Source organism: Streptomyces sp. NPDC000345 (genome assembly GCF_042898825.1).
Taxonomy (GTDB): Bacteria; Actinomycetota; Actinomycetes; order Streptomycetales; family Streptomycetaceae; genus Streptomyces.
Window position 1 is genome coordinate 184,461 of the sequence record NZ_JBIAZE010000006.1, and the last position, 23,413, is coordinate 207,873.

The window sequence follows — 23,413 nt, forward strand, 5'->3', positions numbered from 1 at the left end:
TGACGTAACGTCGCAGTCGTGATCGAACCGCACGCCCCGGCCCCGCCCGGTGCCCCACCACCCCGGCGCGGCCCCACGCGGCTCCCCGTCCGGCCGGACGTCGGGCGGTTCCTGGTCCTCACCTGCGTCTTCGTCTGCGCGGCCTGCGGACTCGTCTACGAACTCGAACTCGTCGCCCTCGCCTCCTACCTGATGGGCGACTCCGTCACCCAGGCCTCCGTCGTGCTGTCCGTCATGGTCTTCGCGATGGGCATCGGCTCCCTCGCGGCCAAACGGCTGCGCCGGTTCGCCGCGGCCGGCTTCGGTGCCCTGGAGGCGGTCCTCGCCCTGGTCGGCGGCTGCAGCGCGATGGCGCTGTACGCGGTGTTCGCCTGGACGGGCGGCTGGGGCGGTCTGTGGGCCGACGGCCCACGCGTCCTCCTCGTCGCCTTCTCCCTCGCCATCGGCCTGCTCATCGGCGCCGAGGTCCCCCTCCTCATGGAGCTCATCCAGCGCGTCCGCCGCCAGGACGCGGGCGGCGCGGTCGCCGACCTGTTCGCCGCGGACTACGTCGGCGCGCTCGTCGGCGGCCTGGCGTTCCCCTTCCTGCTGCTGCCCTTCTTCGGCCAGCTGACCAGCTCCCTGCTGACCGGCTCGGTCAACGTCGTCGCCGGGGGCGCCCTGGTCCTCGGCCTGTTCCGCCGCGACCTCAGCCGCCGCGCCCGCGGGGCCCTGCTGGTCGCCGGCGTCGTCGTCATCGGCGTCCTCGCCTCCGCCGCGGTCCTCGTCGACGACTTCGAGCGGGCCGCACGCCAGGCGGTCTACGGCGACGACGTGCGCGTCGCCCTGCGGACCGGCGTCCAGGAGGTCGTCCTCACCGGCGGCACCCGGGGCCGTCCCCTCGCCCTCTACCTGGAGGGCCGGCTGCGTGTCGGCGGCGACGAACGCCGCTACCACGAGGCCCTCGTCCTCCCCGCGATGAACGGCCCCCACGCGCGCGTGCTCGTCCTCGGCGGCGGCGACGGCCTGGCCGCCCGCGAGGCCCTCGCCCTCCCCGGCGTGCGCCGCGTCGACATCGTCGAACTCGACCCGGGCCTGGTCCGGCTGGCCCGCACCGACCCCGCCCTCGCCCGCCTCAACGCCCGCGCCTACGACGATCCCCGCGTCCACGTCACCACGGCCGACGCCTTCCACTGGCTGCGCGGGGCGCCCCCGGCGGCGTACGACGTCGTGATCGCGGACCTGCCCGACCCCGGCATCACCGCCAGCACCAAGCTCTACTCCCTGGAGTTCTACGGCCTCGCCCGGCGGGCCCTCGCCCCCGGCGGGCGGCTCGCCGTGCACGCCGGGCCGGTGACCGGCCGGCCGCGGGTCTTCTGGACGGTGGAGGCGACCGTGCGGGCGGCGGGCCTGCGCACCGTCCCCTACCGCGTGGACGCCCACGACCCCGGCCTCCCCGGCGGCCCCGACCGCGGCACCTCCCGCGCCCCCCGCGACTGGGGCTTCGTCCTCGCCGCCGCCACCCGGCCGCCCCTGCGCCTCGCTCCCGCCGGTGACCACCCGCGCGCCCTGACCCAGCGGGATCTGACGGCGGACGCGCGCGCGGTCCGGGGGACACGGGTGGCGGGCGTACGGGCCTCGACCCTGGTGCATCCGCGGTACTGAGACGACCGACGGGTACCACCGCGTGCCGTCCCCGGGAGCCGAATCCCGGTTTTGCCGGGTGCTTTCGGCGGGCGGCTGGGTAGGCTCCGCCACTATGGAGCATGAGGTGTTCGTTCCGGTTCCGGCCGAGCGGCTGAGGGCGGTCCTCGCCGACCCCGCGCAGGTGGCCCGTGCCGTGCCCGGCCTCCAGCAGGACGCCGGAACCGAACCCGTCGCCGGGCGGCTGAAGGTCCGTGTCGGCGGCCACACCATCACCTACCGGGGTTCCGTACGGGTCTCCGCGCGGGAGGACGGCGCGTACGCCCTGGCGGGTGACGCCACCGAGGCCCGGGGCAGCGGTTCCGTGAAGCTCGCGCTCCTGGCGCGGCTGCGGGACACCGACGCCGGCACGACCCTCCACTTCGAGGCCACGGCCGCGGCGGACGGCCGGGTCGCCGAACTGCCCGAGGAGCAGGTGGCGGCGGCGATCGCACGGTTGCTGAACCGCTTCGCGGAGAACCTGGGGACGGCGGCGACGGCCGAGGGCGGCGTCCCGGGTGCACCGGCCGAGAGCGGCGCCCCGGGGGAACCGGCTGGGGAGGCCGCGTCGGGGGAGTCTGCCGAGGCTGCCGCCTCGGGGGAACCGGTCGAGGGTGCCGCCTCGGGGGAGCCGGTCGAGGGTGCCGCCTCGGGGGAGCCGGCCGGCGAGGAGGCCGCCGAGAGCGCCGTACCGCAGGAGCCCGCCGAGGGTGCACCGCCCGTCGAGCCCGCCGAGGGCGTCGCGTCCGGGGAGCCGGTCGAGGGCGCCGTCTCGGGGGAGCCGGCCGGCGAGGCCGTGTCCGAGGAAGCCGCCGAGGGTGCCACGTCCGGGGAGCCCGGCGAGGGTGCCGTATCGGACGAGGGGACCGAGGTTCCGCCATCCGGGCTCGACGCGGAGGCCGACGACCTCACCGCGCCCGGTGAGCCCGGTGAGCCGCCCGCCGAGGCCGCGCACGCGCGCCGCACGATGATCGGGCGCAGCGCGGAGGAGGTGGACCACGCCCCGCCGCGCGGGCGGTACGCCCCGGTCCCGGCGCCGCAGACCATCGCGCCGAACAGTACGCTGCGCTGGGCCGCGCCCGCCGCCGCGCTGGTCGTGGCGTCGGCCATCGTGGTGGGCCGGGCGCTGCGCCGCCGCAGGTAGCCGTGCGCCGGGGCGGCTCGCGGGCGGCCCTCTTGATCGGGCCAGTAGGGTCGACCCGTGACTGACGAAGACATCACGCTGACCGCGGGCGACGCGGAGGTGACCGTGCGGCCGGGCAACGGCGGCCGGGTCGGTGGGCTGCGCGTCGGCGGACTGGAACTGCTGCGGCAGGGCGAGCGGTTCGGCTGCTTCCCGATGGTCCCCTGGTGCGGCCGGATCCGGGACGGCCGGTTCCGCGACGGTGCGACCGTCCACCAGATGCCGCTGAACGCCGCGCCCCACGCCATCCACGGCACCGCCCGCGACGGCGCCTGGAAGGTCGCGCGCGTCACGGCCGGCGAGGCCGTCCTGACCTACGACCTGGTGGCGCCCTGGCCGTACCCCGGCCGGGTCACCCAGGTGGTCGCCCTGACCGAGGACGCGCTCACCCTCACCATGGGCGTGGAGACGTACGGCTCGTCCTTCCCGGCACAGATCGGCTGGCACCCCTGGTTCAACCGGAACCTGGGCGGCGAGGACGTACGGGTCGCCTTCGACGCCGCCTGGCAGGAGGAACGCGGCGAGGACCATCTGCCGACCGGGAACCGCGTCGAGCCGAAGCCGGGGCCGTGGGACGACTGCTTCGGCATGCCGGGCGGCGTGTCCGTGGCCCTGACCTGGCCGGGACAGCTGCGGGTCGAGGTGACCAGCCCGCAGGAGTGGGTCGTGGTCTACGACGAGCAGGAGGCGGCCGTGTGCGTGGAGCCGCAGACCGGCCCGCCCGACGGGCTGAACACCCTCCCGCGCCAGGTCACCCCGCTGGAGCCGCTGGAGGCGACGACGACCTGGAGCTGGACCCGCCTCTAAGCTGTTCGGCATGACGGACGTGGATGTACGCGGCGCGCTGCTGCAGCAGATCAAGGACAAGGCCGTGGTGCACGGCAAGGTGACCCTGTCGTCGGGGCTGGAGGCGGACTACTACGTCGACCTCCGCCGCGTCACCCTCGACGGCGAGGCCGCCCCGCTGGTCGGGCAGGTGCTGCTCGACCTCACCGCCGGCCTGGAGTTCGACGCCGTCGGCGGACTGACCATGGGCGCCGACCCGGTCGCCGCCGCCATGCTGCACGCGGCCGCCGCCCGCGGCCGCAGGCTGGACGCCTTCGTCGTGCGCAAGGCGGCCAAGGCGCACGGACTGCAGCGGCGGGTCGAGGGCCCCGAGATCAAGGGCCGCCGGGTCCTGGTCGTCGAGGACACCTCCACCACCGGCGGCTCGCCGCTGACCGCCGTGGAGGCCGTGCGCGAGGCGGGCGCCGAGGTCGTCGCCGTCGCGACCATCGTGGACCGGGCGACCGGCGCCGACGAGAAGATCCGCGCGGGCGCGGGCGTCCCGTACCTGTTCGCCTTCTCGAAGGATGAACTGGGTCTGGACTGACCAGCCCTTCCGACCTGGAATGGACCGCTGTGCGGTCCGCCCGTGGACCGGCCATGGACCATCCGCACATCTCTGGAAAGATGGGGACGACGACGACGTCGAACCCCAAGGTCTAGGTCAGGGCCGTAAGCACGCAGTACGCCAACCCGCACACTCAAGGAGCGGACGAATGCCCATCGCAACCCCCGAGGTCTACAACGAGATGCTCGACCGGGCGAAGGCAGGCAAGTTCGCCTACCCGGCCATCAACGTCACCTCGACCCAGACCCTGCACGCGGCTCTGCGCGGCTTCGCGGAGGCGGAGAGCGACGGCATCATCCAGATCTCCACGGGTGGTGCCGAGTTCCTGGGCGGCCAGTACAGCAAGGACATGGTGACGGGCTCCGTGGCCCTGGCCGAGTTCGCGCACATCGTCGCCGAGAAGTACCCGGTCACCGTCGCCCTGCACACGGACCACTGCCCGAAGGACAAGCTCGACGGGTACGTACGTCCGCTGCTGGCCGTCTCCGAGGAGCGCGTGAAGGCCGGCCGCAACCCGCTCTTCCAGTCGCACATGTGGGACGGCTCCGCCGAGACCCTCGCCGACAACCTGGAGATCGCGCAGGAGCTGCTGGCCCGCGCCGCCGCCGCGAAGATCATCCTCGAGGTGGAGATCACCCCGACCGGCGGCGAGGAGGACGGTGTCTCGCACGAGATCAACGACTCCCTGTACACGACGGTCGAGGACGCCATCCGTACGGCCGAGGCGCTCGGCCTGGGCGAGAAGGGCCGCTACCTGCTGGCCGCGTCCTTCGGCAACGTCCACGGCGTCTACAAGCCGGGCAACGTGGTCCTGCGTCCCGACCTGCTCAAGGAGCTGAACGACGGCGTCGCCGCGAAGTACGGCAAGCCGGCCGGCTCGCAGCCCTTCGACTTCGTCTTCCACGGCGGCTCCGGCTCCACGGAGGAGGAGATCGCGACCGCGCTGGAGAACGGCGTGGTCAAGATGAACCTCGACACGGACACGCAGTACGCCTTCACGCGTCCCGTCGCCGACCACATGTTCAAGAACTACGACGGCGTCCTGAAGGTCGACGGCGAGGTCGGCTCCAAGAAGACCTACGACCCGCGGACCTGGGGCAAGCTGGCCGAGGCGAGCATGGCCGCGCGCGTCGTCGAGGCCACGCAGAACCTGCGTTCGGCGGGCCAGAAGATCAAGTAGACCCACGCGTCACAGCGAGCCCGGTGCCTCGGCGCCGGGCTCGCTGTATACCTGGGAGCATGCCCGACGTCCGGCTGGCCTCGCCCCGGGGCAAGTGGATCGTGTTCACCACGGTCCTCGGCTCCAGCATGGCCCTCCTGGACTCGACCGTCGTCAACGTCGCTCTGCCCCGCATCGGCGAGGACCTGGACGCGGACCTCGCGGCCCTGCAGTGGACGGTCAACGCCTACATGGTGACGCTGGCCGGGCTGATCCTGCTGGGCGGCTCCCTGGGGGACCGCTACGGGCGCCGCAAGGTCTTCGTGGTGGGCGTGGTGTGGTTCGCCGCGGCCTCGCTGCTGTGCGGGCTGGCGCCGAACGCGGGCGTGCTGGTCGCGGCCCGTGCCCTGCAGGGAGTCGGGGGCGCGCTCCTCACGCCCGGTTCGCTGGCGCTGATCCAGGCCTCCTTCCATTCCGACGACCGGGGGCGGGCCGTGGGCCTGTGGTCGGGGTTCGGGGGCATCGGCGCGGCCGTGGGGCCTTTCGTCGGCGGCTGGCTGGTGGACGGGCCGGGCTGGCGGTGGGTGTTCCTGCTGAACGTGCCGCTGGCGGTGGTGTGCGTGCCGGTGGCGCTGCGGCATGTGCCGGAGTCGGGGGACCAGCGCGCGCACGGCCGCTTCGACGTGCTGGGAGCGGTGCTGGGGGCGCTGGCGCTGGGGCTGGTGACGTACGCGCTGATCGAGGCGGGCGGGGAGCGGTCCGTGGCCGTCGCCCTCACCGCGGTGGGCGGGGTCGCCGCCGGGGCGGCCTTCCTGTCCGTCGAGCGGCGCCGGCCCGACCCGATGATGCCGCTCGACATCTTCGCGTCCCGCCAGTTCAGCGCCGTCAACGTGGTCACGCTGTGCGTGTACGCGGCCCTCGGCGGCTACTTCTTCCTCTCGGTGGTCCAGCTGCAGGTCGTCGCCGGGTACTCCGCGCTCGGCGCCGGTACGGCGCTGCTGCCCACCACCGTGCTGATGCTGCTGCTCTCCTCCCGTTCCGGTGAGCTGGGCGAGCGGATCGGGCCGCGCATCCCGCTCACGGTGGGCCCGCTGCTGTGCGCGGCGGGGATGCTGCTGATGCTCCGGGTCGGCGAGGACGCGTCGTACGCCGCCGACGTCCTGCCCGCCGTCCTGGTGCTCGGTCTCGGCCTGGTCACCCTGGTCGCCCCGCTGACCGCGACCGTGCTGGCCTCGGTGGACGTGACGCGGGCCGGGCTCGCCAGCGGCGTCAACAACGCGGCGGCCCGGGCGGCGGGCCTGGTCGCGGTGGCCGCGCTGCCCCTGCTGACCGGGATGGGACCGGAGGCGTACCGCTCGGCGGAGGCCTTCGAGGGGCCGTTCCGGCAGGCGATGGTGTGGTGCGCGGGGGTGCTCGTGGTGGGCTCGGCCGTGGCCTACGCGACGGTACGGCGGCCTCCGCCGGACTGCGGCCACCCGGAATGCAGAACCCACTGCTGCGTCTCGGCTCCCCCGCTGGAGGGACGACGGGGACGGGGAAGCGTGACCTAGAAACGACCGCGTGCCCCTGCGGGCCGGCGGGGGCTGATCGCGCGGTTCCCCGCGCCGGGCCAGGCGTGCGTGGCTGCGGGCCGGCGGGGGCTGATCGCGCGGTTCCCCGCGCCCCTTTCACCGCGCGGAGCTGCGGGCGGTCGTGCCGCTGGGGCGGCACGGGTGGGCGCAGCGGCACCCCGTGGGTGCCGGGCCGCGCGACCCACCTCCGCCCAGCTCCCCTCCGCCCAGCTCCCTCCGCCCAGCTCCCTCCGCCCAGCTCCCCCCGCCGGTGGGTGCCGGGTCGGCCCGCCCGACACCGCCGTATCCCCCACACTGGACCCATGTCCATTCACGAGAACCTCCTCGGGGGCCCGCCCCCGACCCGCCTCCCCGACGACCCGGAGCCCCGCGACCTCCTCGCGAGCGGCACCGCGCCCGCCGACGTCGCCGCGAAGTACCCGACGTCCTCGCTGGCCTGGGCCCAGCTGGCCGACGACGCGTTCGAGCGGGGCAGCGTGGTGGAGTCGTACGCGTACGCCCGCACCGGGTACCACCGCGGCCTGGACGCCCTGCGCCGGGGCGGCTGGAAGGGCCACGGCCCGGTGCCCTGGGAGCACGAGCCGAACCGCGGCTTCCTGCGCGCCCTGCACGCCCTCGCCCGCGCCGCGCAGGCGATCGGCGAGCAGGAGGAGTACGAGCGCTGCACGCAGTTCCTGAAAGACTCCTCCCCGACGGCGGCCCAGACCCTGGGCTAGCCGCCGCTCGTCCCCTGCGGGCCCGTCCGTGATCCGGGCGGGCCTTGCGGGATCCGGGTCTGATGCGGAAGATGCCGGTGGGGACCGGGGCCCCCGTGTCGGCATCGGCAGGGGCGGACCGCTACCCGGAGTACTACAGGAGACAGCGATGTCCCAAGAGGCTCACGCGACCCACGAGCCCGAGACCCCGCATCTCGACTTCGCCGGCACCACGCCGTACGAGGACTACGTCAAGGCAGACGTGCTCACCCATCTCCAGCACACCCTCTCCGACGACCCCGGAGAGATGGTCTTCCTGGTCACGACCCAGGTCATGGAGCTGTGGTTCACCGTCATCGTCCACGAGTGGGAGACCGCCGCGCAGGCGCTCCGCGAGGACCGGGTGCCGGTCGCGATCGACGCGCTGAAGCGTTCCGTACGGGAACTGGAGGCGCTGAACGCCTCCTGGCGGCCGCTCGCGCAGCTGACCCCGGCGCAGTTCAACGCGTACCGTGCCGCCCTCGGTGAGGGATCCGGCTTCCAGTCGGCGATGTACCGGCGGATGGAGTTCCTGCTCGGCGAGAAGTCCGCGTCCATGCTCGTGCCGCACCGGGGCGCGCCCCGCGTCCACGCCGAGCTGGAGAAGGCCCTGCACGAGCCGAGCCTGTACGACGAGGTGCTGCGGCTGCTGGCGCGGCGCGGGCACGCCGTCCCGGACGCCGTGCTGACGCGCGACGTGTCGCAGCGGTACGAGCCGTCGGCGGAGGTGGAGGCCGTCTGGACGGCCCTCTACTCCGGTGACGAGTCCGCCGAACTCGCCCGTCTCGGCGAGGCGTTGACCGATGTCGCCGAACTGGTGTGGCGCTGGCGCAACGACCATCTGGTCGCCACCCGCCGCGCGATGGGCGCCAAGACGGGCACGGGCGGCTCGGCCGGGGTGGCCTGGCTGGAGAAGCGCGCGCAGAAGAACGTCTTCCCCGAGCTGTGGACGGCGAGGTCGTATGTCTGACCTCGCCTTCAAGGCACGGGAGCTGGACAGTGGCGACCCGCTCGCGGACAAGCGCGCCGAGTTCGTGCTCGACGAGGCGGTCTACCTCGACGGCAACTCGCTGGGCGCGCTGCCCGCGTCCGTCCCCGGCCGGGTGGAGGACGTCGTCCGCCGCCAGTGGGGCGAGCTGCGGATCCGTTCCTGGGACGAGAGCGGCTGGTGGACGGCGCCCGAGCGGATCGGTGACCGGATCGCCCCGCTGGTGGGCGCCGGGGCCGGGCAGATCGTCGTCGGCGACTCCACCAGCGTCAACGTCTTCAAGGCGCTGGTGGGCGCGGTGCGGATCGCGGGCGACGACCGGAGTGAGATCCTCGTCGACGCCACGACCTTCCCGACCGACGGCTACATCGCCGGGTCGGCGGCCCGGATGACCGGCCGCACCCTGCGGCCGGTGACCCCGGCGGAGGTGCCGGGCGCGCTGTCGGACCGTACGGCCGCGGTGCTGCTGAACCACGTCGACTACCGCACCGGCCGCCTGCACGACCTGCCCGCGCTCACCGCGGCCGTGCACGCGGCGGGCGCCGTCGCCGTCTGGGACCTGTGCCACAGCGCGGGCGCGCTGCCCGTGGGCCTCGACGAGCACGGCGTGGACCTCGCGGTCGGCTGTACCTACAAGTACCTGAACGGCGGCCCTGGTTCACCGGCGTACCTGTACGTCCGCCGCGATCTCCAGGACCGCTTCGACTCCCCGCTGCCCGGCTGGAACTCGCACGCCGAGCCGTTCGGGATGCGGCCCGGCTACGAGCCGGCGGAGGGCGCGGTGCGCGGCCGGGTCGGCACCCCCGACATCCTGTCGATGCTGGCCCTGGAGGCGGCGCTCGAGGTCTGGGAGGGCGTCTCGGTGGAGACCGTCCGTGCCAAGTCCCTCGCCCTGACGGACTTCTTCCTGGAGTGCGTCGCCGCCTACGTCCGGGAAGGGCGCGTCGAGTCGCTGACTCCGGTGCGTCACGAGGAGCGGGGCAGCCAGGTGGCGCTGCGCTGCGAGGACGCCGGTGACGTGATGCGGCGGCTGGTCGAGCGCGGGGTCGTCGGGGACTTCAGGCGCCCTGACGTGCTGCGGTTCGGGTTCACCCCGCTGTATGTCGGGTTCGCGGACGTGGAGCGGGCGGCCCGGGTGCTGGGGGAGATCCTGGGCTGAGCGCGCGCCGGACCGACACCGACCACCGATGTTCTGAGTGACGTCGGTGGTCGGCTGCGTATGGGGGGTGGGGTCCGGGGACGGCGCGTACAGAACCGTTTACCCTCACCGAGCGTGACATCCGCGTGTCCGCGCACGTCACCGGCCTGATACCGTCCCCGCCAACGGCCGAATTCTCACCTGGTCCGCCACCCCGTACCGTCCAAAACCGTTTCGTCGCTGAGAGGTTGGAGCATGTCGGACGACGTCGTCGCTGCCCGGGCCGTTGCCGAGGAGAAGTCGGCCTTCTCCCACCCGCCCGTCGACCCCGACGCCACCGCCGCGTACGGAGACCACCCCGACCAGGTGATCGACTTCTACGCCCCGAAGCGCGACGCCGGTCCCGGCGGCGCCGCGCCCCTCGTCGTGGTGCTGCACGGAGGCGCCTGGCGGGCACCGTACGACCGGCGGCACATCACGCCGTTCGCCGACTACCTGGCGCGGCGCGGGTTCGCCGTGGCCAACGTGGAGTACCGGCGGGGCCCGGAGGGCGCCGACGGCACGCCTCCGGTCGCCGGGCGCTGGCCCGACACCTTCGACGACGTCGCCGCGGCCCTCGACGCGCTCCCCGCGCTCGTACGGCGGACGCTGCCGGGGGCCGACCCTCGCCGCACGGTGCTCACCGGTCACTCGGCGGGCGGTCACCTCGCGCTGTGGGCGGCGGCCCGCCACGTCCTGCCCGCCGACGCGCCCTGGCGCACCACCGGCGCCGCCCCGCTGCGGGGCGTGGTCGCCCTCGCCCCGATCGCGGACCTCGCGGTCGCGGAGAAGCTGGACGTGTGCGGGGGCGCCTCCCGTCAACTCCTGGGCGGCGACGAGCTGTTCGCCGAGCGTCAGCCGTACGCCGACCCCGCGCTGCTGTTGCCGACGGGCATCGCCACGACCCTGGTCCAGGGGCGGACGGACCTGGTCGTCCCGCAGGCGGTCGCCGAGGCGTACGCCGACGCGGCGGCCAAGTCGGGGGAGGTGGTGGGGGTGACGCTGCTCGAGGACGTGGGCCACTTCCCGCTGATCGATCCGGTGGCGGACGCCTGCGCGGTGGTGGCGGAGGAGATCGCCCAACTGGCCTGGTGACAGCCGCCGGTTCCGGTGCGGTGACCGCCTCCGTCCGGTGCGGTGACAGCCCTTGTCCGGTGTGGTGACAGTCCCCTGCCCGCTGCGGTGAAACTACCCCGCCCGGTGCGGTGACCGCCCCCGCCCGGTGCGGTGACAGCCCCTAGGTGTCGTACCCGTAGTACCTGAGAGCTACGTCGGAGGAGAGTCCCCCAGCGGGACGCGAACGACGAGCTCCGATCCGTAACTTCCAAGCCGGAAAGGCCCGATGGCGGGCGAACCGGCGGGGGAGGGGCGGGGATGAAGGGGTTCGACGGGGTCCGTCGCTGGATGCGGCCACAGCGCGATGGGCGTGACGTCCGGGACGGGGGGACGGCTCCCGGCCGGCGCCCGCTGCGCCTGCTTCTGGCCGTCCTGATCACCGCGGCCGTGGTCGTCCCCCTCACGGCGGCGGTCCGGCCCGACATCCCCGCGCCGTCCCCGGTCCGCCTCGCCCCGCTGACGGCGGCGACGCTCGACGAGGCGTACGCCGCGAACCGTGCCAACGCGGCCCTGGCGTCCCGGATGGCCGCGGCCCACGGCGATCACCACCGGGCGGCGGCCGACCGGGCGCTGGCGGCCCCCTCACGCAAGCTCCTCGCTTTCGACGGCCGGGGGGAGGGCCGTGCCACGGAGGTGTTCGGGGACCTCGGCCACGCCGACCGCGTCGCGGTCCTGATACCGGGCTCCGACACCTCGCTGGACACCTACGGCCGCTTCCGCGCCGGCGCGGCGGCCCTGCACGAGCGGCTCGCCCGCCAAACCGGCGCGGGCAGCCGTACGGCGGTGGTGGCCTGGCTCGGCTACACCACACCGGGCACGGTCAGCACGACGGTGCTCACGCCGACCCGCGCCGACGAGGCGGCACCGGAACTGCGCGACCTCGTCCGCACACTGCGCGCCGTCACCGGTTCGGGCACCCGCGTCGCCCTCCTGTGTCACTCCTACGGCTCGGTCGTGTGCGGCCGTGCCGCTCCCCGTCTGGACGTGGACGACATCGCCCTGATCGGCAGCCCGGGCACGGGCGTCGACGCGGCGGCAGGCCTGCACACCCGGGCGCGGGTCTGGGCGGCCCGGGGCGCCGACGACTGGGTGGCGGACGTTCCGCACGTCAGCGCCGGCCTGTTCGGGACGACGGTCGGCTTCGGCACCGATCCGGTCGCCCCGTCCTTCGGCGCCCGTGTCTTCGCCGCCGGTGCGGGCGGCCACAGCGACTACTTCTCCCCGGGCTCGGTCTCCCTGGCCAACCTCGCCCGGATCGTGCTCGGCGAGACGACGGAGGTGACCCGTGGGTGAGACACGGCAGGTGCGAGGGCTGTCCGGCACACGGCGGGCCGCGGCCCGTATCGAGGCCGCCACGCCCCCGCGGCGCGACCGGGCCGTCGACGCCCTGCGCGCCCTGGCCATCCTCGGAGTGGTCCTCGGCCACTGGCTGGTGACGGCCCTGGTGGCGGACGGCGGCACCCTGCGCGCGGCGAGCCCCCTCGGCCCGATGCCCTGGCTGGCCCCCGTCTCCTGGGTGTTCCAGACCCTCGCGGTGTTCTTCATGGTGGGCGGCCATGTGGCGACCCGCGGCCTGGCCTCGGCCCGGGCGCGCGCGGCGGCAGCCGGGCGGCACGGGCGCCACGGGGGCTACGGCGCGTGGCTGCGGGCGCGCCTGGCCCGGCTGTTCGGGCCGGTGACGGCCGTGCTGGCGGTGTGGACGGTGGCCGCGGTGGGCCTGCTGCTGGGCGGCGCGTCGTTCGTCACCGTGCACACCGTGGTCAAGCTGGCGCTGTCCCCGCTGTGGTTCCTGCTGGTGTTCGCCGCGCTGACGGCCGCGACCCCGCTGCTGGCCCGGCTGAACCCGCTGTGGCCGCTGGCGGTCGTCCTCCATGTGGACCTGGTGCGCTTCGGCCTCGGCGGCCCGTCCTGGCTCGGCTGGGTGAACCTCGTGGCCGGCTGGCTGGTGCCGTACACCCTGGGTGCGGCGTGGACCCGGGGCGAGCTGGAGCGCCCGCGCGCCGGCTGGACCCTGCTCGTCGGAGGTGCCGCGGCGACGGCGGTGCTGGTCGGCTGGGCGGGCTATCCGGCGTCGATGGTGGGCGTGCCCGGCGCGGCGGTCTCCAACCTCAACCCGCCGACGCTGGCCGCCGTCACCTTCGGCCTCGCCCAGTGCGGGGTGGCCCTGCTGCTGCGCGGCCGGCTGCGCCGCGCCATGACCCGGCCGTCGGCCTGGGCGGCTGTGGCCCTGGTGAACCTCTCCGCGATGACCGTGTTCCTCTGGCATCAGACGGCCATGATGGCGACCACGGCGACAGGCCTCCTGGCGGGCCGTCTGCCCGGACTGCACACGGCCCCGGCCGGTCTGGGCTGGGTCGCGGCCCGGCTGGGGTGGCTGCCGCTGTTCGCCCTGGTCCTGGGGGTGTGCTGGGCGGCGTTCCACGGGTTCGAGAGCGGCCGGCGGCGGCGCGTGCGCACGGCCCCGCGCCCGTCGCGGCTCGTGCGGGCCGGAGGGCGGTCGCACCCGGCGCAGGCGTCGAGGCTGCGGGATCCGCGGCAGGTCTAGGGTGAAGCGGATGGCGAACCGGGCGGAGAAGCAGCTGACCATGGCACGGGGGAGGGTGAAGTGGGTTCTTCGCGCTCTGCACGACGACCTGCTGACCGCCCGGCCGGCCCCGCTGCCTCCCTCGGTGTGGCTGCGCTGGCTTCCGCACGGCCTGGTCTGCCTGGTCGCGTTCGGCACGGCGATCGCCAATCTGGACCAGATGGCCGACCGCTACCAGCTCGGCGTTCAGTGGGGGGTGCCGTTGGCGCTGGCGCAGGGTGCGGCGGTGGTGCTGGCGCTGTGGCTGCCGGTGCCGGCGTGGTGGCTCTCGCTGGGGGTCACGCTGGCGGCCGCCGTCGGCGCCCGGGAGACGATGTTCGCCGGCCCCGGTTCCGGAGCGGCCGGCCTGCCGTGGAGCCCGCCCCGTCCGGAGGCGCTGGCGGCCCACCCGGGGTGGCCGTGGGGCCCGCCCGGGCTGGTCGCGCACTGCACGGTGCTGTTGCTGCTCGCCCTGAGAATGCCTGCGCGGGTGTCCGTCGGCGTCCTGGCGCTGACCGCGGTGGCCACCTTTGTCGTCCAAGGCGGGATCGGCGGAGCGACGTACGCGTCGACCGGTGTCCTGGCGCTGATCCTGTTCGCCGCCGTCGTCCTTCTCGGCACCGCGCTGCGCGGCCGCCGTGAGGCCCGCAACCAGCTCGTCGAGCAGGCCGGCATCACCGCCGAGGAGCGTGCCCGCCGCACCCTCCTGGAGGAGCGCAACCGCATCGCGCGCGAGCTGCACGACGTGGTCGCCCACCACATGTCGGTGATCTCCATCCAGGCCCAGGTGGCTCCCCATCTGGTGGAGAACCCGTCCGAGGAGCTGAGGGAGAACCTCGCCGGCATCCGGCAGAACGCCCTGGAGGCGCTCACCGAACTGCGCCGGGTGCTCGGCGTGCTGCGCTCGGAGAACCCCGAGGACCCCTACGGCCTCGGCGCGGCCGGCGACGGTTCCGCCCCCGACACCCCGCAGCCCACCCTCGACCGCCTCGACGCCCTGCTGGAGAACACCCGCGCGGCGGGGCTGGACGTCGTCGCCGCCGTCGAGGGCGAGCCGCCGGGGTATTCGCCGGGCGTGCAGCTGTCGGCGTACCGGATAGTCCAGGAGGCGCTGAGCAACGCCCTGCGGCACGCGCCGGGGTCCACGGTGCGCGTCCGGGTCACCCACCATGCCCAGGGCCTGAACCTGGACATCACGAACTCCCGTCCGAGCCGCCCGAGCCGGCCCTCGCCCGGCGCGGGGCACGGGCTGCTCGGCATGCGGGAGCGGGCGACGATGCTCGGCGGGCAGGTCGTGGCCCACCCGACGCTGCAGGGCGGGTTCTCGGTCGTGGCGTTCCTCCCGAGGGACGGCGTCGCGCTCCCGGAGAAGGATCCCGAAACCCCGGAGGACCTGGAACTCATCTTCCCGGACGACCCGCCCCCTACAGGAGACGAGAAGCGATGACGAGCGGCGCCACCATCCGCGTACTGATCGCCGACGACCAGCAGATGGTCCGGCAGGGCTTCACCGTCCTGCTCAACGCTCACCCCGGCATCGAGGTGACCGGACAGGCGGTGGACGGTCTGGACGCCGTGGCGCAGGTCGCCGAACTCGCCCCGGACGTCGTCCTGATGGACATCCGCATGCCCGAGCTCGGCGGCATCGAGGCCACCCGCCGCATCACCCTCGCGCACCCCGCCGTCAAGGTGCTGGTGCTCACCACCTTCGACCTCGACGAGTACGTGTACGAGGCGCTGCGCGCCGGGGCGTCCGGCTTCCTGCTGAAGGACGCCTCCGCGGACCAGCTCGCCGAGGCCGTCCGGGTCGTGGCGGCCGGTGACGCGCTGCTCGCCCCGGGGATCACCCGCAAGCTGATCTCCGAGTTCTCCCGGCTGAACGGCACGCCGAGACCGCCGCTGAGGGAGCGCGTCGGCGACCTCACCGAGCGGGAGACGGAGGTGCTCACCCTGATCGCGCAGGGACTGTCCAACGCGGAGATCGCCCGCCATCTCGTCGTCGCCGAGCAGACCGTGAAGACGCATGTGGGCCGCATCCTGGTGAAGCTGGGTCTGCGCGACCGCACCCAGGCGGCGGTGTTCGCGTACGAGTCGGGGCTGGTGAGACCGTCGGGGTACTGAGCGGTGCGCCGGGGCGGCCCGGCCCGTGGTGGGCGCCGGTCAGACCCGTAGTACTTGAGACGGACGTACCGGAACCCCCCTCACTGGTGACGACCGCGACCCCCGGTCCCGCCTACCGTTCTGAACGTGACGGAGACGACGCAGACGCACATGACGCCCCAGGACGACCCCCACGGCGCGTACCAGCCGAAGAGCCCGGAGGTCCGGGCGGCCATGGACGCCCTGCGCGGGATGCGGAAGGACCTGATCGACGACGCCCTGGTCTACCGCCCGCTCCCCCCGAGGGAGCCCACCGGCCGCATCACCGGCCGGCTGAAGGGCCGCAAGCGGGAGTACGCGACCTGGTCGCGGCACATCCTGGTCGCGGCGGCCGGCATGGTGGCGCTGCTGAGCGCCACGCTGCCCAACGGGAACGGCTCGACGGATCTTCTGATCGGCCTGTTCGTCCTGGCTCCCGTGCTGATGACGCTGGTCCGCCCGGCCGCCGCGTTCTGGCTGTCGCTCGTGTCGACCACGTTCGTCGCCGTCATGGGCAGCACGTACGGCAACTGGCCCTGGCTGCCGCCGAGTTTCATCTCCCACCTGGTGGTGCTGACCGTCGTCGCGATCCGTACCCGTCCGCGCACGGCGGCCTGGATGTGGCTGCTGACGGCGGCCTACGGCTTCGTCGCCGAGACCGCCTTCGGCTGGGGCCACTACGACACGAACGTGGCGCCCATGCTGGTCTTCTCCGCGATCGTGCTGCTCGCCGTCACCGTCCGGCACATACGCCGGGAGGCCGAGCAGGAGGTGACGGCCCAGCAGACGGTGACCGCGCACGAGCGCTCCCGGCGCACCCTCCTGGAGGAGCGCACCACGATCGCCCGCGAGCTGCACGACGTGGTCGCCCACCACATGTCGGTGGTCGCCATCCAGGCGGAGGCCGCCCCCTACCGGGTGGAGAACCCGCCGGAAGAGCTGGAGAAGGCCTTCGCGACGATCCGGGAGAACGCGGTCGCGGCCCTCACCGAGCTGCGCCGGGTACTGGGCGTGGTCCGCGCCGAGGACTACGAGGCGCCGGACGCCCCGCAGCCCACCCTCGCCGAACTGGACGCGCTGCTGGCGAACGTACGGGAGGCGGGGGTGGACGTGACCAGGACGATCACCGGCGCGGTCCGCGAACTCCCGCAGGGCGTCGAGCTGTCGGCGTACCGGATAGTCCAGGAGGCGCTGAGCAACACCCTGCGCCACGCCCCCGGTGCGAGCGCCCGGGTGGAGATCGGCTACGTGCTCGGCGGCCTCGGCCTGCGCATCGTCAACGACCCGCCGCCCAACCCCGCCCTCATCAAGCCCTCGCCGGGCGCGGGCCACGGCATCACGGGAATGCGTGAGCGGGTGACGATGCTGGACGGCGAGATGACGGCGGAGCCGACACCGGCGGGGGGCTACGAGGTGACGGTGTTCCTGCCGGTGGCCGCGACCGAGGGTGGAGCATGACGATCCGTGTACTGATAGCGGACGACCAGATGATGGTGCGCGAGGGCTTCTCTGTCCTGCTGAACGCGATGCCGGACATCGAGGTCGTCGGGGAGGCCGTCAACGGCCGCGAGGCGGTGGACCGGGTCCGTGAACTGTCCCCCGACGTGGTGCTGATGGACATCCGCATGCCGGAGCTGAACGGCATAGAGGCGACGCGGGAGATCGTGGCGGCGGACAGCACGGCGAAAGTCCTGGTGCTGACCACCTTCGACCTCGACGAGTACGTCTACCAGGCCCTGCGCGCGGGTGCCTCCGGCTTCCTGCTGAAGGACGCCTCGGCCCGACAACTGGCGGACGGGGTACGTGTGGTGGCGGCGGGCGAGGCCCTTCTCGCCCCCTCCGTCACCAGACGTCTGATCACCGAGTTCTCCAGACTCACGGACGCCCCCCGCCTGACCCGCACCGCCCAGGCGTCCTACGGCGAACTGACCGAACGGGAGACGGAGGTACTGGTCCTGATCGCCCAGGGCCTGTCGAACGTGGAGATCGCCGGCCGCCTGGTGGTCGCCGAGTCGACGATCAAGACCCATGTGAGCAGGATCCTGGTCAAGCTGGGCCTGCGGGACCGGACCCAGGCGGCGGTGTTCGCGTACGAGGCGAGGCTGGTGACGCCGGGCTAGCCGATGGCCGCGTGATCCCTCGGGCGGGCGGCCATCCGGTGCAATCGGTCACCCCGAAGGGCGAACAGCCTCCCGTGAGGGAAGCTTTCGACCCGCCCGAGGAAGTCCTTCCGCATGCGAAAAATCCTCACGGCCAGGCGCCGGGTCCTCGCGGCCGGCGCCGCGTTCGCCGCGGCTGCCGCGATGGGAAGCGGTGCCGTCCCGTCCGCCGAGGCGGCCCCGGCCGCCGGGCGGGTCCTGCACGAGAACTCCCCCTACGGTATCGACAACAGTTACCTCGTCGTGCTGAAGAAGTCCGCCCGGTTCAGAGCGGCCTCACCGGAGGGCACCAGGCTGGCGGCCAGGTACGGCGCCACCGTGGACAGGGCCTACCGCTCCGTGATGAACGGCTACGCCGTCAACGTCAGCGCGGCCGGGGCACGGAGTTTCGCGGGGGATCCGGCCGTCGCGTTCGTCGAGAAGAACCAGAAGGTCATCCTCGACGCGACCCAGATCAACCCGCCCTGGGGGCTGGACCGCGTCGACCAGGCCACACTGCCGCTCAGCAGGACGTACACCTACCCGGACACGGCCGGCCGGGGTGCCACGGTGTACGTCATCGACACCGGGGTGCGCATCACGCACCAGCAGATCGCCGGGCGCGCCACGTACGGGTACGACGCGATCGACGGGGACGCCGTCGCCGCCGACGGCAACGGCCACGGTACGCACGTCGCCACCACGATCGCCGGCACCACGTACGGGGTGGCGAAGGCGGCCAGGATCGTGGCGGTACGCGTGCTCGGCAACGACGGCTCGGGCACGACCTCGGGCGTGATCGCGGGCGTGGACTGGGTCACCTCGCACCGCGCCGGGCCCGCGGTCGCCAACATGTCGCTCGGCGGCGGCGCCAGCACCGCGCTGGACACCGCGGTGAGCAACTCCATCGCCGCGGGCGTCACCTACACCGTCGCCGCCGGCAACGCGAACGTGAACGCCGGCACCACCTCGCCCGCCCGCGTGGCCGCCGCGATCACCGTGGGGGCCACGACCAGTTCCGACTACCGGGCCGGCTACTCCAACTACGGCTCCGTCCTGGACCTGTTCGCCCCCGGCTCCTCGATCCTCGCCGGCTGGTACACCAGTGACACCGCCACGGCCACCCTGTCCGGCACCTCGATGGCCGCTCCCCATGCCGCGGGGGCCGCGGCCGTCTACCTCACGTCCCACCCCACCGCCGGCCCGGCGGCCGTGCAGAGCGCACTCGTCGGCGGCGCGACGGCCGGGGTGCTGCGCAGCATCGGCACCGGATCGCCCAACAGGCTGCTCAGAATCGTCCCCTGAGCCATGGACGCTTCCGGCTCGGCAAGACCCCCTGGTCAGCAGCCGGGCGAGCGGTTAGCGTCCGTCCATGGCAGCAGCTGACGACCTCCGCTTCGACCCCTGGGACCCGGCGTTCCTCGCCGATCCCTACCCCGCCTACGCCGAGCTCCGGGGGCGGGGCCGGGTGATCCGCTACGAGCCCACGCAGCAGTGGCTGGTCCCGCACCACGCGGATGTCTCGGCGCTGCTGCGGGACCGGCGGCTGGGGCGGACGTATCAGCACCGGTTCACGCACGAGGACTTCGGGCGGAGCGCGCCGCCGGCCGAGCACGAGCCGTTCCACACGCTCAACGATCACGGGATGCTGGATCTGGAACCGCCGGACCACACCCGGATCCGCCGGCTGGTGTCGAAGGCGTTCACACCGCGCACGGTGGAGCGGCTGAAGCCGTATGTGCGGCAGCTGGCGGGGGAACTGGTGGACCGGCTGGTGGAGGCGGGCGGCGGCGATCTGCTCAGGGACGTCGCCGAGCCGCTGCCCGTCGCCGTGATCGCCGAGATGCTCGGGATCCCGGAGGCGGACCGCGCGCCGCTCAGGCCCTGGTCCGCGGACATCTGCGGGATGTACGAGCTGAATCCCCCGGAGGAGACCGCCGCGAAGGCCGTGCGCGCCTCCGTCGAGTTCTCCGGTTATCTGCGGGAGCTCATCGCGGCTCGGCGCAAGGAGCCGGGGGAGGACCTCATCTCGGGCCTCATCGCCGCGCACGACGAGGGCGACCGGCTCACCGAGCAGGAGATGATCTCCACGGCCGTGCTGCTGCTGAACGCGGGACACGAGGCGACGGTCAACGCCACCGTCAACGGGTGGTGGGCCCTCTTCCGCAACCCCGCCCAGCTCGCCGCCCTCCGCGCCGACCACGCGCTCGTGCCCGCCGCCGTCGAGGAGCTGATGCGGTACGACACCCCGCTGCAGCTGTTCGAACGGTGGGTGCTGGACGAGATCGAGATCGACGGGACGACCATCCCCCGGGGCGCCGAGATCGCGATGCTCTTCGGCTCCGCCAACCACGACCCCGAGGTGTTCCGCAACCCCGAGAGCCTGGACCTCACCCGCGAGGAGAACCCGCACATCTCGTTCTCCGCCGGCATCCACTACTGCATCGGCGCTCCGCTCGCCCGTATCGAGCTCGCCGCCTCGATGACGGCCCTCCTGGAGAAGGCCCCGACGCTGACCCTGGCGGAGGAACCGCGCAGGAAGCCGAACTTCGTGATCCGGGGCCTGGAGGACCTCAACGTCACCATATGACCGGCCGCACCCCGTCTGACCGGCCGCACCCCCGGCTGACCTGGCCCGGCCCCGCCCCGCCCCGCCCCGCGGGTCGTGCCAGGCCCCGCCGACGGCCTGCGCACGGAGTCCCGCGACCGGGCCGCCGGGCCGGCCACGCCCCCCTCGACCAGCCCTGACGCCCCCCGCGGGGCAGCCCTGACGCCGCCCCCCGGGGGCAGCGGCGGCGCCACACTACGGGCGGGCGCCCGCCGACGACGGCCTGCGCACGGCGCCCCGTGAGCGGGTGGGGCGCGTGTGAGCGGAGGCCGTGGCCGAGGCCGGCGCCCTGGAGGCGCCAGGTGGTGCCGTGGCCCGCCGAGGCCGGTGGCCCCTGGGGCGCCAGGTGGTGTCGGGGGACTGGCCCCGCCGAGGCCGGCGTCCCCGACGCGCCGGGTGGTGGCGTCGCCGGGTTCGTTCGTCGGTCTCAGGTGGTCAGGTCGCGTCGGCGCAGTGCGGTCAGCCCCCCGGCCACCGCCACCGCCGCCAGTCCCAGCAGCACTCCCACCGGCCCCCAGCTCATCTCCGCGCCCGGCAGCTTCGGCAGGTGGGCGAAGGGGGACAGGTCCAGTACCGCCTGCGGGGCGTCCAGCGCCGGTCCGATCCAGCCGATGAGCAGGATCGCGACGGCCACGCCCCAGGCGGCGGGAGCCAGCCGGGGGGCCACGCCGTACAGCAGGACCGCCAGCCCGCCGACCACCCACACCGCCGGGAGCTGCACCAGGCAGGCGCCCAGGATGGCGCCCGCCTCCTTGCCGTAGCCCGCCACGAAGCCCAGCCCCGCCAGCAGCATGATCAGGGCCGAGCCGCCGAAGGCGATCAGCAGATGGCCGGCGGCCCAGCGCAGCCGGCCGACCGCGTTCGCCAGGACCGGTTCCGCCCGGCCCGAGGTCTCCTCGCCGTGCAGCCGCAGCACCGAGGCGACCACGTACAGGGACGCGATCAGGCCCAGCATGCCGACCATGGCCGCCAGGAAGGCGTCCGTCAGACCCGACTGACCGCCCATCCGCTCGAAGATCTCGCGGGCCCTGTCGTTGTCGCCGACGAGGTCGGCCGCGCCCTCCGTCAGGCCGCCGTAGACCACCCCGGCGAGGAAGAAGCCGATGCTCCAGCCCAGCACGCCGCCCCGTTGCAGCCGCCAGGCCAGCGCGCCCGCCGACGCCAGCCGCCCGGCCGCCGGTCCCGGCCGCGTGGGCAGGAAGCTCATGCCCACGTCCCGGCGGCCGGCGAGGCCGTACGCCAGCGCCGTCTGCGCCGCCACCGCCACGGCGAACAGCCCCAGCACCCACCACCGTTCGTCCGCGAACGCCCGCAGGTTCTCCAGCCAGCCCAGCGGCGACAGCCAGGTCCACACCGAGGAGCCGTCGTCCGTCGCCGAGTCGCCCGCCGCGCGCAGCACGAACGCCGCGCCCAGCACCGCCGCCGTCAGCCCGCGCGCGAGCCGCGCGCTCTCCGTGAGCTGCGCGACCACCGCCGCCGTGGTGGCGAACAGGGTGCCCACCCCGGCCAGCCCCAGGCCCAGGGCCACCGCCCCCGCCGCTCCCCGGCCGGCCAGGCCCGCCGTCACCAGCAGCCCCAGTACGGCGTTCGCGGCCCCCGCGGCCAGCAGGGCCGCCGTCAGCGAGGCGCGCCGGCCCACCGCACCGGACGCGATCATCTCCTGCCGGCCGCTCTCCTCCTCGTCCCGGGTGTGCCGTACGACGACCAGCAGGCTGGTCACCGCCGCGAGCACTCCCGCGTACACGCCGACCCGCCAGGCCGTGAGGGCGCCGACGGAGTCGTCGAAGACGGGGCCGATCAGCGCGCGCAGGGAGGCGTTGGTGTCCATCTGGCGGAGCAGGCCGGCCCGGTCGGCGGGGGTGCCGTACAGGTTCTCCAGGGTGTTCGGCATGGAGAGGACCATCAGGGTGTTCACGGCCACCCACACGGGGATGAGCAGCCGGTCGCGGCGCAGCGCGAAGCGCAGCAGGGTGCCGGTGCCCACGAGGGTGGTCATCGCGCCGCCACCTCGTCGTCCGTGGCGTCCGCGCCGTCCGTGTAGTGGCGCAGGAACAGTTCCTCCAGGGTCGGCGGCGTCGACCGCAGCGACCGCACGCCCGACTCCGTCAACGACCGCAGCACGGCGTCGAGTTTGTCCGTGTCGACCTGCAACCGGACGCGCTGTCCCCAGACGTCGAGGTCGTGGACGCCGGGCAGGAGGGACAGCCCGTTGGGCGGGCCGGCGAGTTCGGCCGTGACGCTCGTCCGTGTCAGATGGCGCAGATCGGCGAGCGAGCCGCTCTCCACCGTCCGGCCCTTGCGGATGATGCTGACCCGGTCGCAGAGCTCCTCGACCTCGCTCAGGATGTGGGAGGACAGCAGGACCGTGCGCCCCTTGTCCCGCTCCTCCTCCACACAGCGCCTGAAGACCTCCTCCATCAGCGGGTCCAGGCCGGACGTCGGCTCGTCCAGGATGAGCAGGTCGACGTCCGAGGCGAACGCCGCGACGAGGGCGACCTTCTGCCGGTTGCCCTTGGAGTACGTGCGGCCCTTCTTCGTCGGGTCCAGCTCGAACCGGTCGGTCAGCTCGGCGCGGCGGCGGGCGTCGAGGCCTCCCCGCAGCCTGCCGTACAGGTCGATGACCTCGCCGCCGGACAGGTTGCGCCACAGGGTCACGTCGCCGGGGACGTAGGCGATGCGGCGGTGTACCTCGACGGCGTCGGCCCACGGGTCGCGGCCGAGGACCCGCGCGGCGCCGGAGTCGGCTCGCAGCAGGCCGAGCAGGACGCGGATGGCGGTGGACTTTCCGGCGCCGTTGGGGCCGAGGAAGCCGTGCACCTCGCCGGTCTCGACCTCCAGGTCGAGGCCGTCCAGGGCGTGCGTACGGCCGAAGGACTTGTGCAGTCCCGAGACGGTGATGGCCTTCGTCATGCCCCTGAACGTACGCTTCTTTCAGAAATTTGTGAAGTTAAGGAAATGCGTGAAGCGCCGTTACGATGGCCG

At 73.8% G+C, this 23,413-nt stretch carries 20 protein-coding genes; 18 read left to right on the forward strand and 2 right to left on the reverse strand.

Features of this window, described 5'->3' with window-relative positions; genetic code table 11:
* The first annotated feature begins 18 nt into the window (after positions 1–18).
* The 18 genes from ACFY30_RS16625 (at position 19) to ACFY30_RS16710 (ending at position 20,413) form a co-directional block, all read left to right on the forward strand.
* Positions 19–1,644, forward strand: a complete 1,626-nt coding sequence (locus tag ACFY30_RS16625) for a polyamine aminopropyltransferase (RefSeq protein WP_390845899.1) — start codon at positions 19–21, stop codon at positions 1,642–1,644.
* A gap of 94 nt (positions 1,645–1,738) precedes the next feature.
* Entirely contained in the window at positions 1,739–2,806 is a 1,068-nt protein-coding gene (locus ACFY30_RS16630) for an SRPBCC domain-containing protein (protein ID WP_390845900.1), read from the forward strand.
* 57 nt (positions 2,807–2,863) lie between these two features.
* Positions 2,864–3,652 (forward strand): aldose 1-epimerase, encoded by a 789-nt coding sequence (locus ACFY30_RS16635; protein ID WP_390845901.1) that lies wholly within the window; start codon positions 2,864–2,866, stop codon positions 3,650–3,652.
* Between the two features lie 10 nt (positions 3,653–3,662).
* On the forward strand, positions 3,663–4,217 hold the full coding sequence (pyrE, locus tag ACFY30_RS16640) for an orotate phosphoribosyltransferase (RefSeq protein ID WP_390845902.1): 555 nt from the start codon (positions 3,663–3,665) through the stop codon (positions 4,215–4,217).
* Positions 4,218–4,386: 169 nt separating this feature from the next.
* Positions 4,387–5,418 carry a class II fructose-bisphosphate aldolase gene (fbaA, locus tag ACFY30_RS16645; protein WP_390659251.1) on the forward strand — a complete coding sequence of 344 codons (1,032 nt, stop codon included), beginning with the start codon at positions 4,387–4,389 and terminating at the stop codon, positions 5,416–5,418.
* Between the two features lie 59 nt (positions 5,419–5,477).
* Positions 5,478–6,947 (forward strand): MFS transporter, encoded by a 1,470-nt coding sequence (locus tag ACFY30_RS16650; RefSeq protein WP_390845903.1) that lies wholly within the window; start codon positions 5,478–5,480, stop codon positions 6,945–6,947.
* Positions 6,948–7,270: 323 nt separating this feature from the next.
* Entirely contained in the window at positions 7,271–7,684 is a 414-nt protein-coding gene (locus ACFY30_RS16655) for a DUF3151 domain-containing protein (protein ID WP_390845905.1), read from the forward strand.
* Positions 7,685–7,832: 148 nt separating this feature from the next.
* Positions 7,833–8,672: a tryptophan 2,3-dioxygenase family protein gene (locus ACFY30_RS16660; RefSeq protein WP_390659254.1), complete on the forward strand. Its 840-nt coding sequence runs from the start codon at positions 7,833–7,835 to the stop codon at positions 8,670–8,672.
* On the forward strand, positions 8,665–9,849 hold the full coding sequence (gene kynU / locus ACFY30_RS16665; RefSeq protein WP_390845906.1) for a kynureninase: 1,185 nt from the start codon (positions 8,665–8,667) through the stop codon (positions 9,847–9,849). Before ACFY30_RS16660 ends, kynU begins: the two co-directional genes overlap by 8 nt.
* A gap of 234 nt (positions 9,850–10,083) precedes the next feature.
* Complete coding sequence (locus tag ACFY30_RS16670) at positions 10,084–10,962, forward strand: alpha/beta hydrolase (protein WP_390845907.1); 879 nt, start codon at positions 10,084–10,086, stop codon at positions 10,960–10,962.
* A 279-nt stretch (positions 10,963–11,241) separates the two neighbouring features.
* Entirely contained in the window at positions 11,242–12,276 is a 1,035-nt protein-coding gene (locus ACFY30_RS16675; protein WP_390845908.1) for an alpha/beta hydrolase, read from the forward strand.
* The gene (locus ACFY30_RS16680) at positions 12,269–13,528 is read left to right on the forward strand and encodes an acyltransferase (RefSeq protein WP_390845909.1); all 1,260 of its coding nucleotides are present in this window, start codon (positions 12,269–12,271) and stop codon (positions 13,526–13,528) included. Before ACFY30_RS16675 ends, ACFY30_RS16680 begins: the two co-directional genes overlap by 8 nt.
* Positions 13,529–13,538: 10 nt before the next feature.
* Positions 13,539–14,993: a sensor histidine kinase gene (locus ACFY30_RS16685; RefSeq protein ID WP_390845910.1), complete on the forward strand. Its 1,455-nt coding sequence runs from the start codon at positions 13,539–13,541 to the stop codon at positions 14,991–14,993.
* A complete protein-coding gene (locus ACFY30_RS16690; RefSeq protein ID WP_390845911.1) occupies positions 14,990–15,667 on the forward strand; it encodes a response regulator in 678 nt (225 codons plus the stop codon). The genes ACFY30_RS16685 and ACFY30_RS16690 overlap by 4 nt, the downstream gene beginning before the upstream one ends.
* Before the next feature lie 126 nt (positions 15,668–15,793).
* Positions 15,794–17,143 (forward strand): sensor histidine kinase, encoded by a 1,350-nt coding sequence (locus tag ACFY30_RS16695; protein WP_390845912.1) that lies wholly within the window; start codon positions 15,794–15,796, stop codon positions 17,141–17,143.
* Positions 17,140–17,805 (forward strand): response regulator, encoded by a 666-nt coding sequence (locus ACFY30_RS16700; protein WP_390845913.1) that lies wholly within the window; start codon positions 17,140–17,142, stop codon positions 17,803–17,805. The genes ACFY30_RS16695 and ACFY30_RS16700 overlap by 4 nt, the downstream gene beginning before the upstream one ends.
* A 114-nt stretch (positions 17,806–17,919) precedes the next feature.
* Entirely contained in the window at positions 17,920–19,128 is a 1,209-nt protein-coding gene (locus ACFY30_RS16705) for a S8 family serine peptidase (RefSeq protein ID WP_390845914.1), read from the forward strand.
* Between the two features lie 67 nt (positions 19,129–19,195).
* Positions 19,196–20,413, forward strand: a complete 1,218-nt coding sequence (locus ACFY30_RS16710; protein WP_390845915.1) for a cytochrome P450 — start codon at positions 19,196–19,198, stop codon at positions 20,411–20,413.
* A gap of 445 nt (positions 20,414–20,858) precedes the next feature.
* Here the strand turns inward: ACFY30_RS16710 and ACFY30_RS16715 are convergent, their stop codons facing one another.
* Together ACFY30_RS16715 and ACFY30_RS16720 are read right to left on the reverse strand one after the other, a co-directional pair.
* Positions 20,859–22,427: an ABC transporter permease gene (locus tag ACFY30_RS16715; protein ID WP_390845916.1), complete on the reverse strand. Its 1,569-nt coding sequence runs from the start codon at positions 22,425–22,427 to the stop codon at positions 20,859–20,861.
* Complete coding sequence (locus ACFY30_RS16720) at positions 22,424–23,341, reverse strand: ATP-binding cassette domain-containing protein (protein WP_390845917.1); 918 nt, start codon at positions 23,339–23,341, stop codon at positions 22,424–22,426. The genes ACFY30_RS16715 and ACFY30_RS16720 overlap by 4 nt, the downstream gene beginning before the upstream one ends.
* Positions 23,342–23,413 lie beyond the last annotated feature (72 nt).

Excerpts from the sequence above, each read along its gene's own strand:
- fbaA (WP_390659251.1), top strand. The coding sequence starts at position 4,387 with ATGCCCATCGCAACCCCCGAGGTCTACAACGAGATGCTCGACCGGGCG.
- ACFY30_RS16690 (WP_390845911.1), top strand. The coding sequence starts at position 14,990 with ATGACGAGCGGCGCCACCATCCGCGTACTGATCGCCGACGACCAGCAG.
- ACFY30_RS16675 (WP_390845908.1), top strand. The coding sequence starts at position 11,242 with ATGAAGGGGTTCGACGGGGTCCGTCGCTGGATGCGGCCACAGCGCGAT.
- ACFY30_RS16705 (WP_390845914.1), top strand. The coding sequence starts at position 17,920 with ATGCGAAAAATCCTCACGGCCAGGCGCCGGGTCCTCGCGGCCGGCGCC.
- ACFY30_RS16700 (WP_390845913.1), top strand. The coding sequence starts at position 17,140 with ATGACGATCCGTGTACTGATAGCGGACGACCAGATGATGGTGCGCGAG.
- ACFY30_RS16630 (WP_390845900.1), top strand. The coding sequence starts at position 1,739 with ATGGAGCATGAGGTGTTCGTTCCGGTTCCGGCCGAGCGGCTGAGGGCG.
- pyrE (WP_390845902.1), top strand. The coding sequence starts at position 3,663 with ATGACGGACGTGGATGTACGCGGCGCGCTGCTGCAGCAGATCAAGGAC.
- ACFY30_RS16685 (WP_390845910.1), top strand. The coding sequence starts at position 13,539 with ATGGCGAACCGGGCGGAGAAGCAGCTGACCATGGCACGGGGGAGGGTG.
- ACFY30_RS16660 (WP_390659254.1), top strand. The coding sequence starts at position 7,833 with ATGTCCCAAGAGGCTCACGCGACCCACGAGCCCGAGACCCCGCATCTC.
- ACFY30_RS16715 (WP_390845916.1), bottom strand. The coding sequence starts at position 22,427 with ATGACCACCCTCGTGGGCACCGGCACCCTGCTGCGCTTCGCGCTGCGC.
- ACFY30_RS16710 (WP_390845915.1), top strand. The coding sequence starts at position 19,196 with ATGGCAGCAGCTGACGACCTCCGCTTCGACCCCTGGGACCCGGCGTTC.
- ACFY30_RS16650 (WP_390845903.1), top strand. The coding sequence starts at position 5,478 with ATGCCCGACGTCCGGCTGGCCTCGCCCCGGGGCAAGTGGATCGTGTTC.
- ACFY30_RS16655 (WP_390845905.1), top strand. The coding sequence starts at position 7,271 with ATGTCCATTCACGAGAACCTCCTCGGGGGCCCGCCCCCGACCCGCCTC.
- ACFY30_RS16670 (WP_390845907.1), top strand. The coding sequence starts at position 10,084 with ATGTCGGACGACGTCGTCGCTGCCCGGGCCGTTGCCGAGGAGAAGTCG.
- ACFY30_RS16720 (WP_390845917.1), bottom strand. The coding sequence starts at position 23,341 with ATGACGAAGGCCATCACCGTCTCGGGACTGCACAAGTCCTTCGGCCGT.
- kynU (WP_390845906.1), top strand. The coding sequence starts at position 8,665 with ATGTCTGACCTCGCCTTCAAGGCACGGGAGCTGGACAGTGGCGACCCG.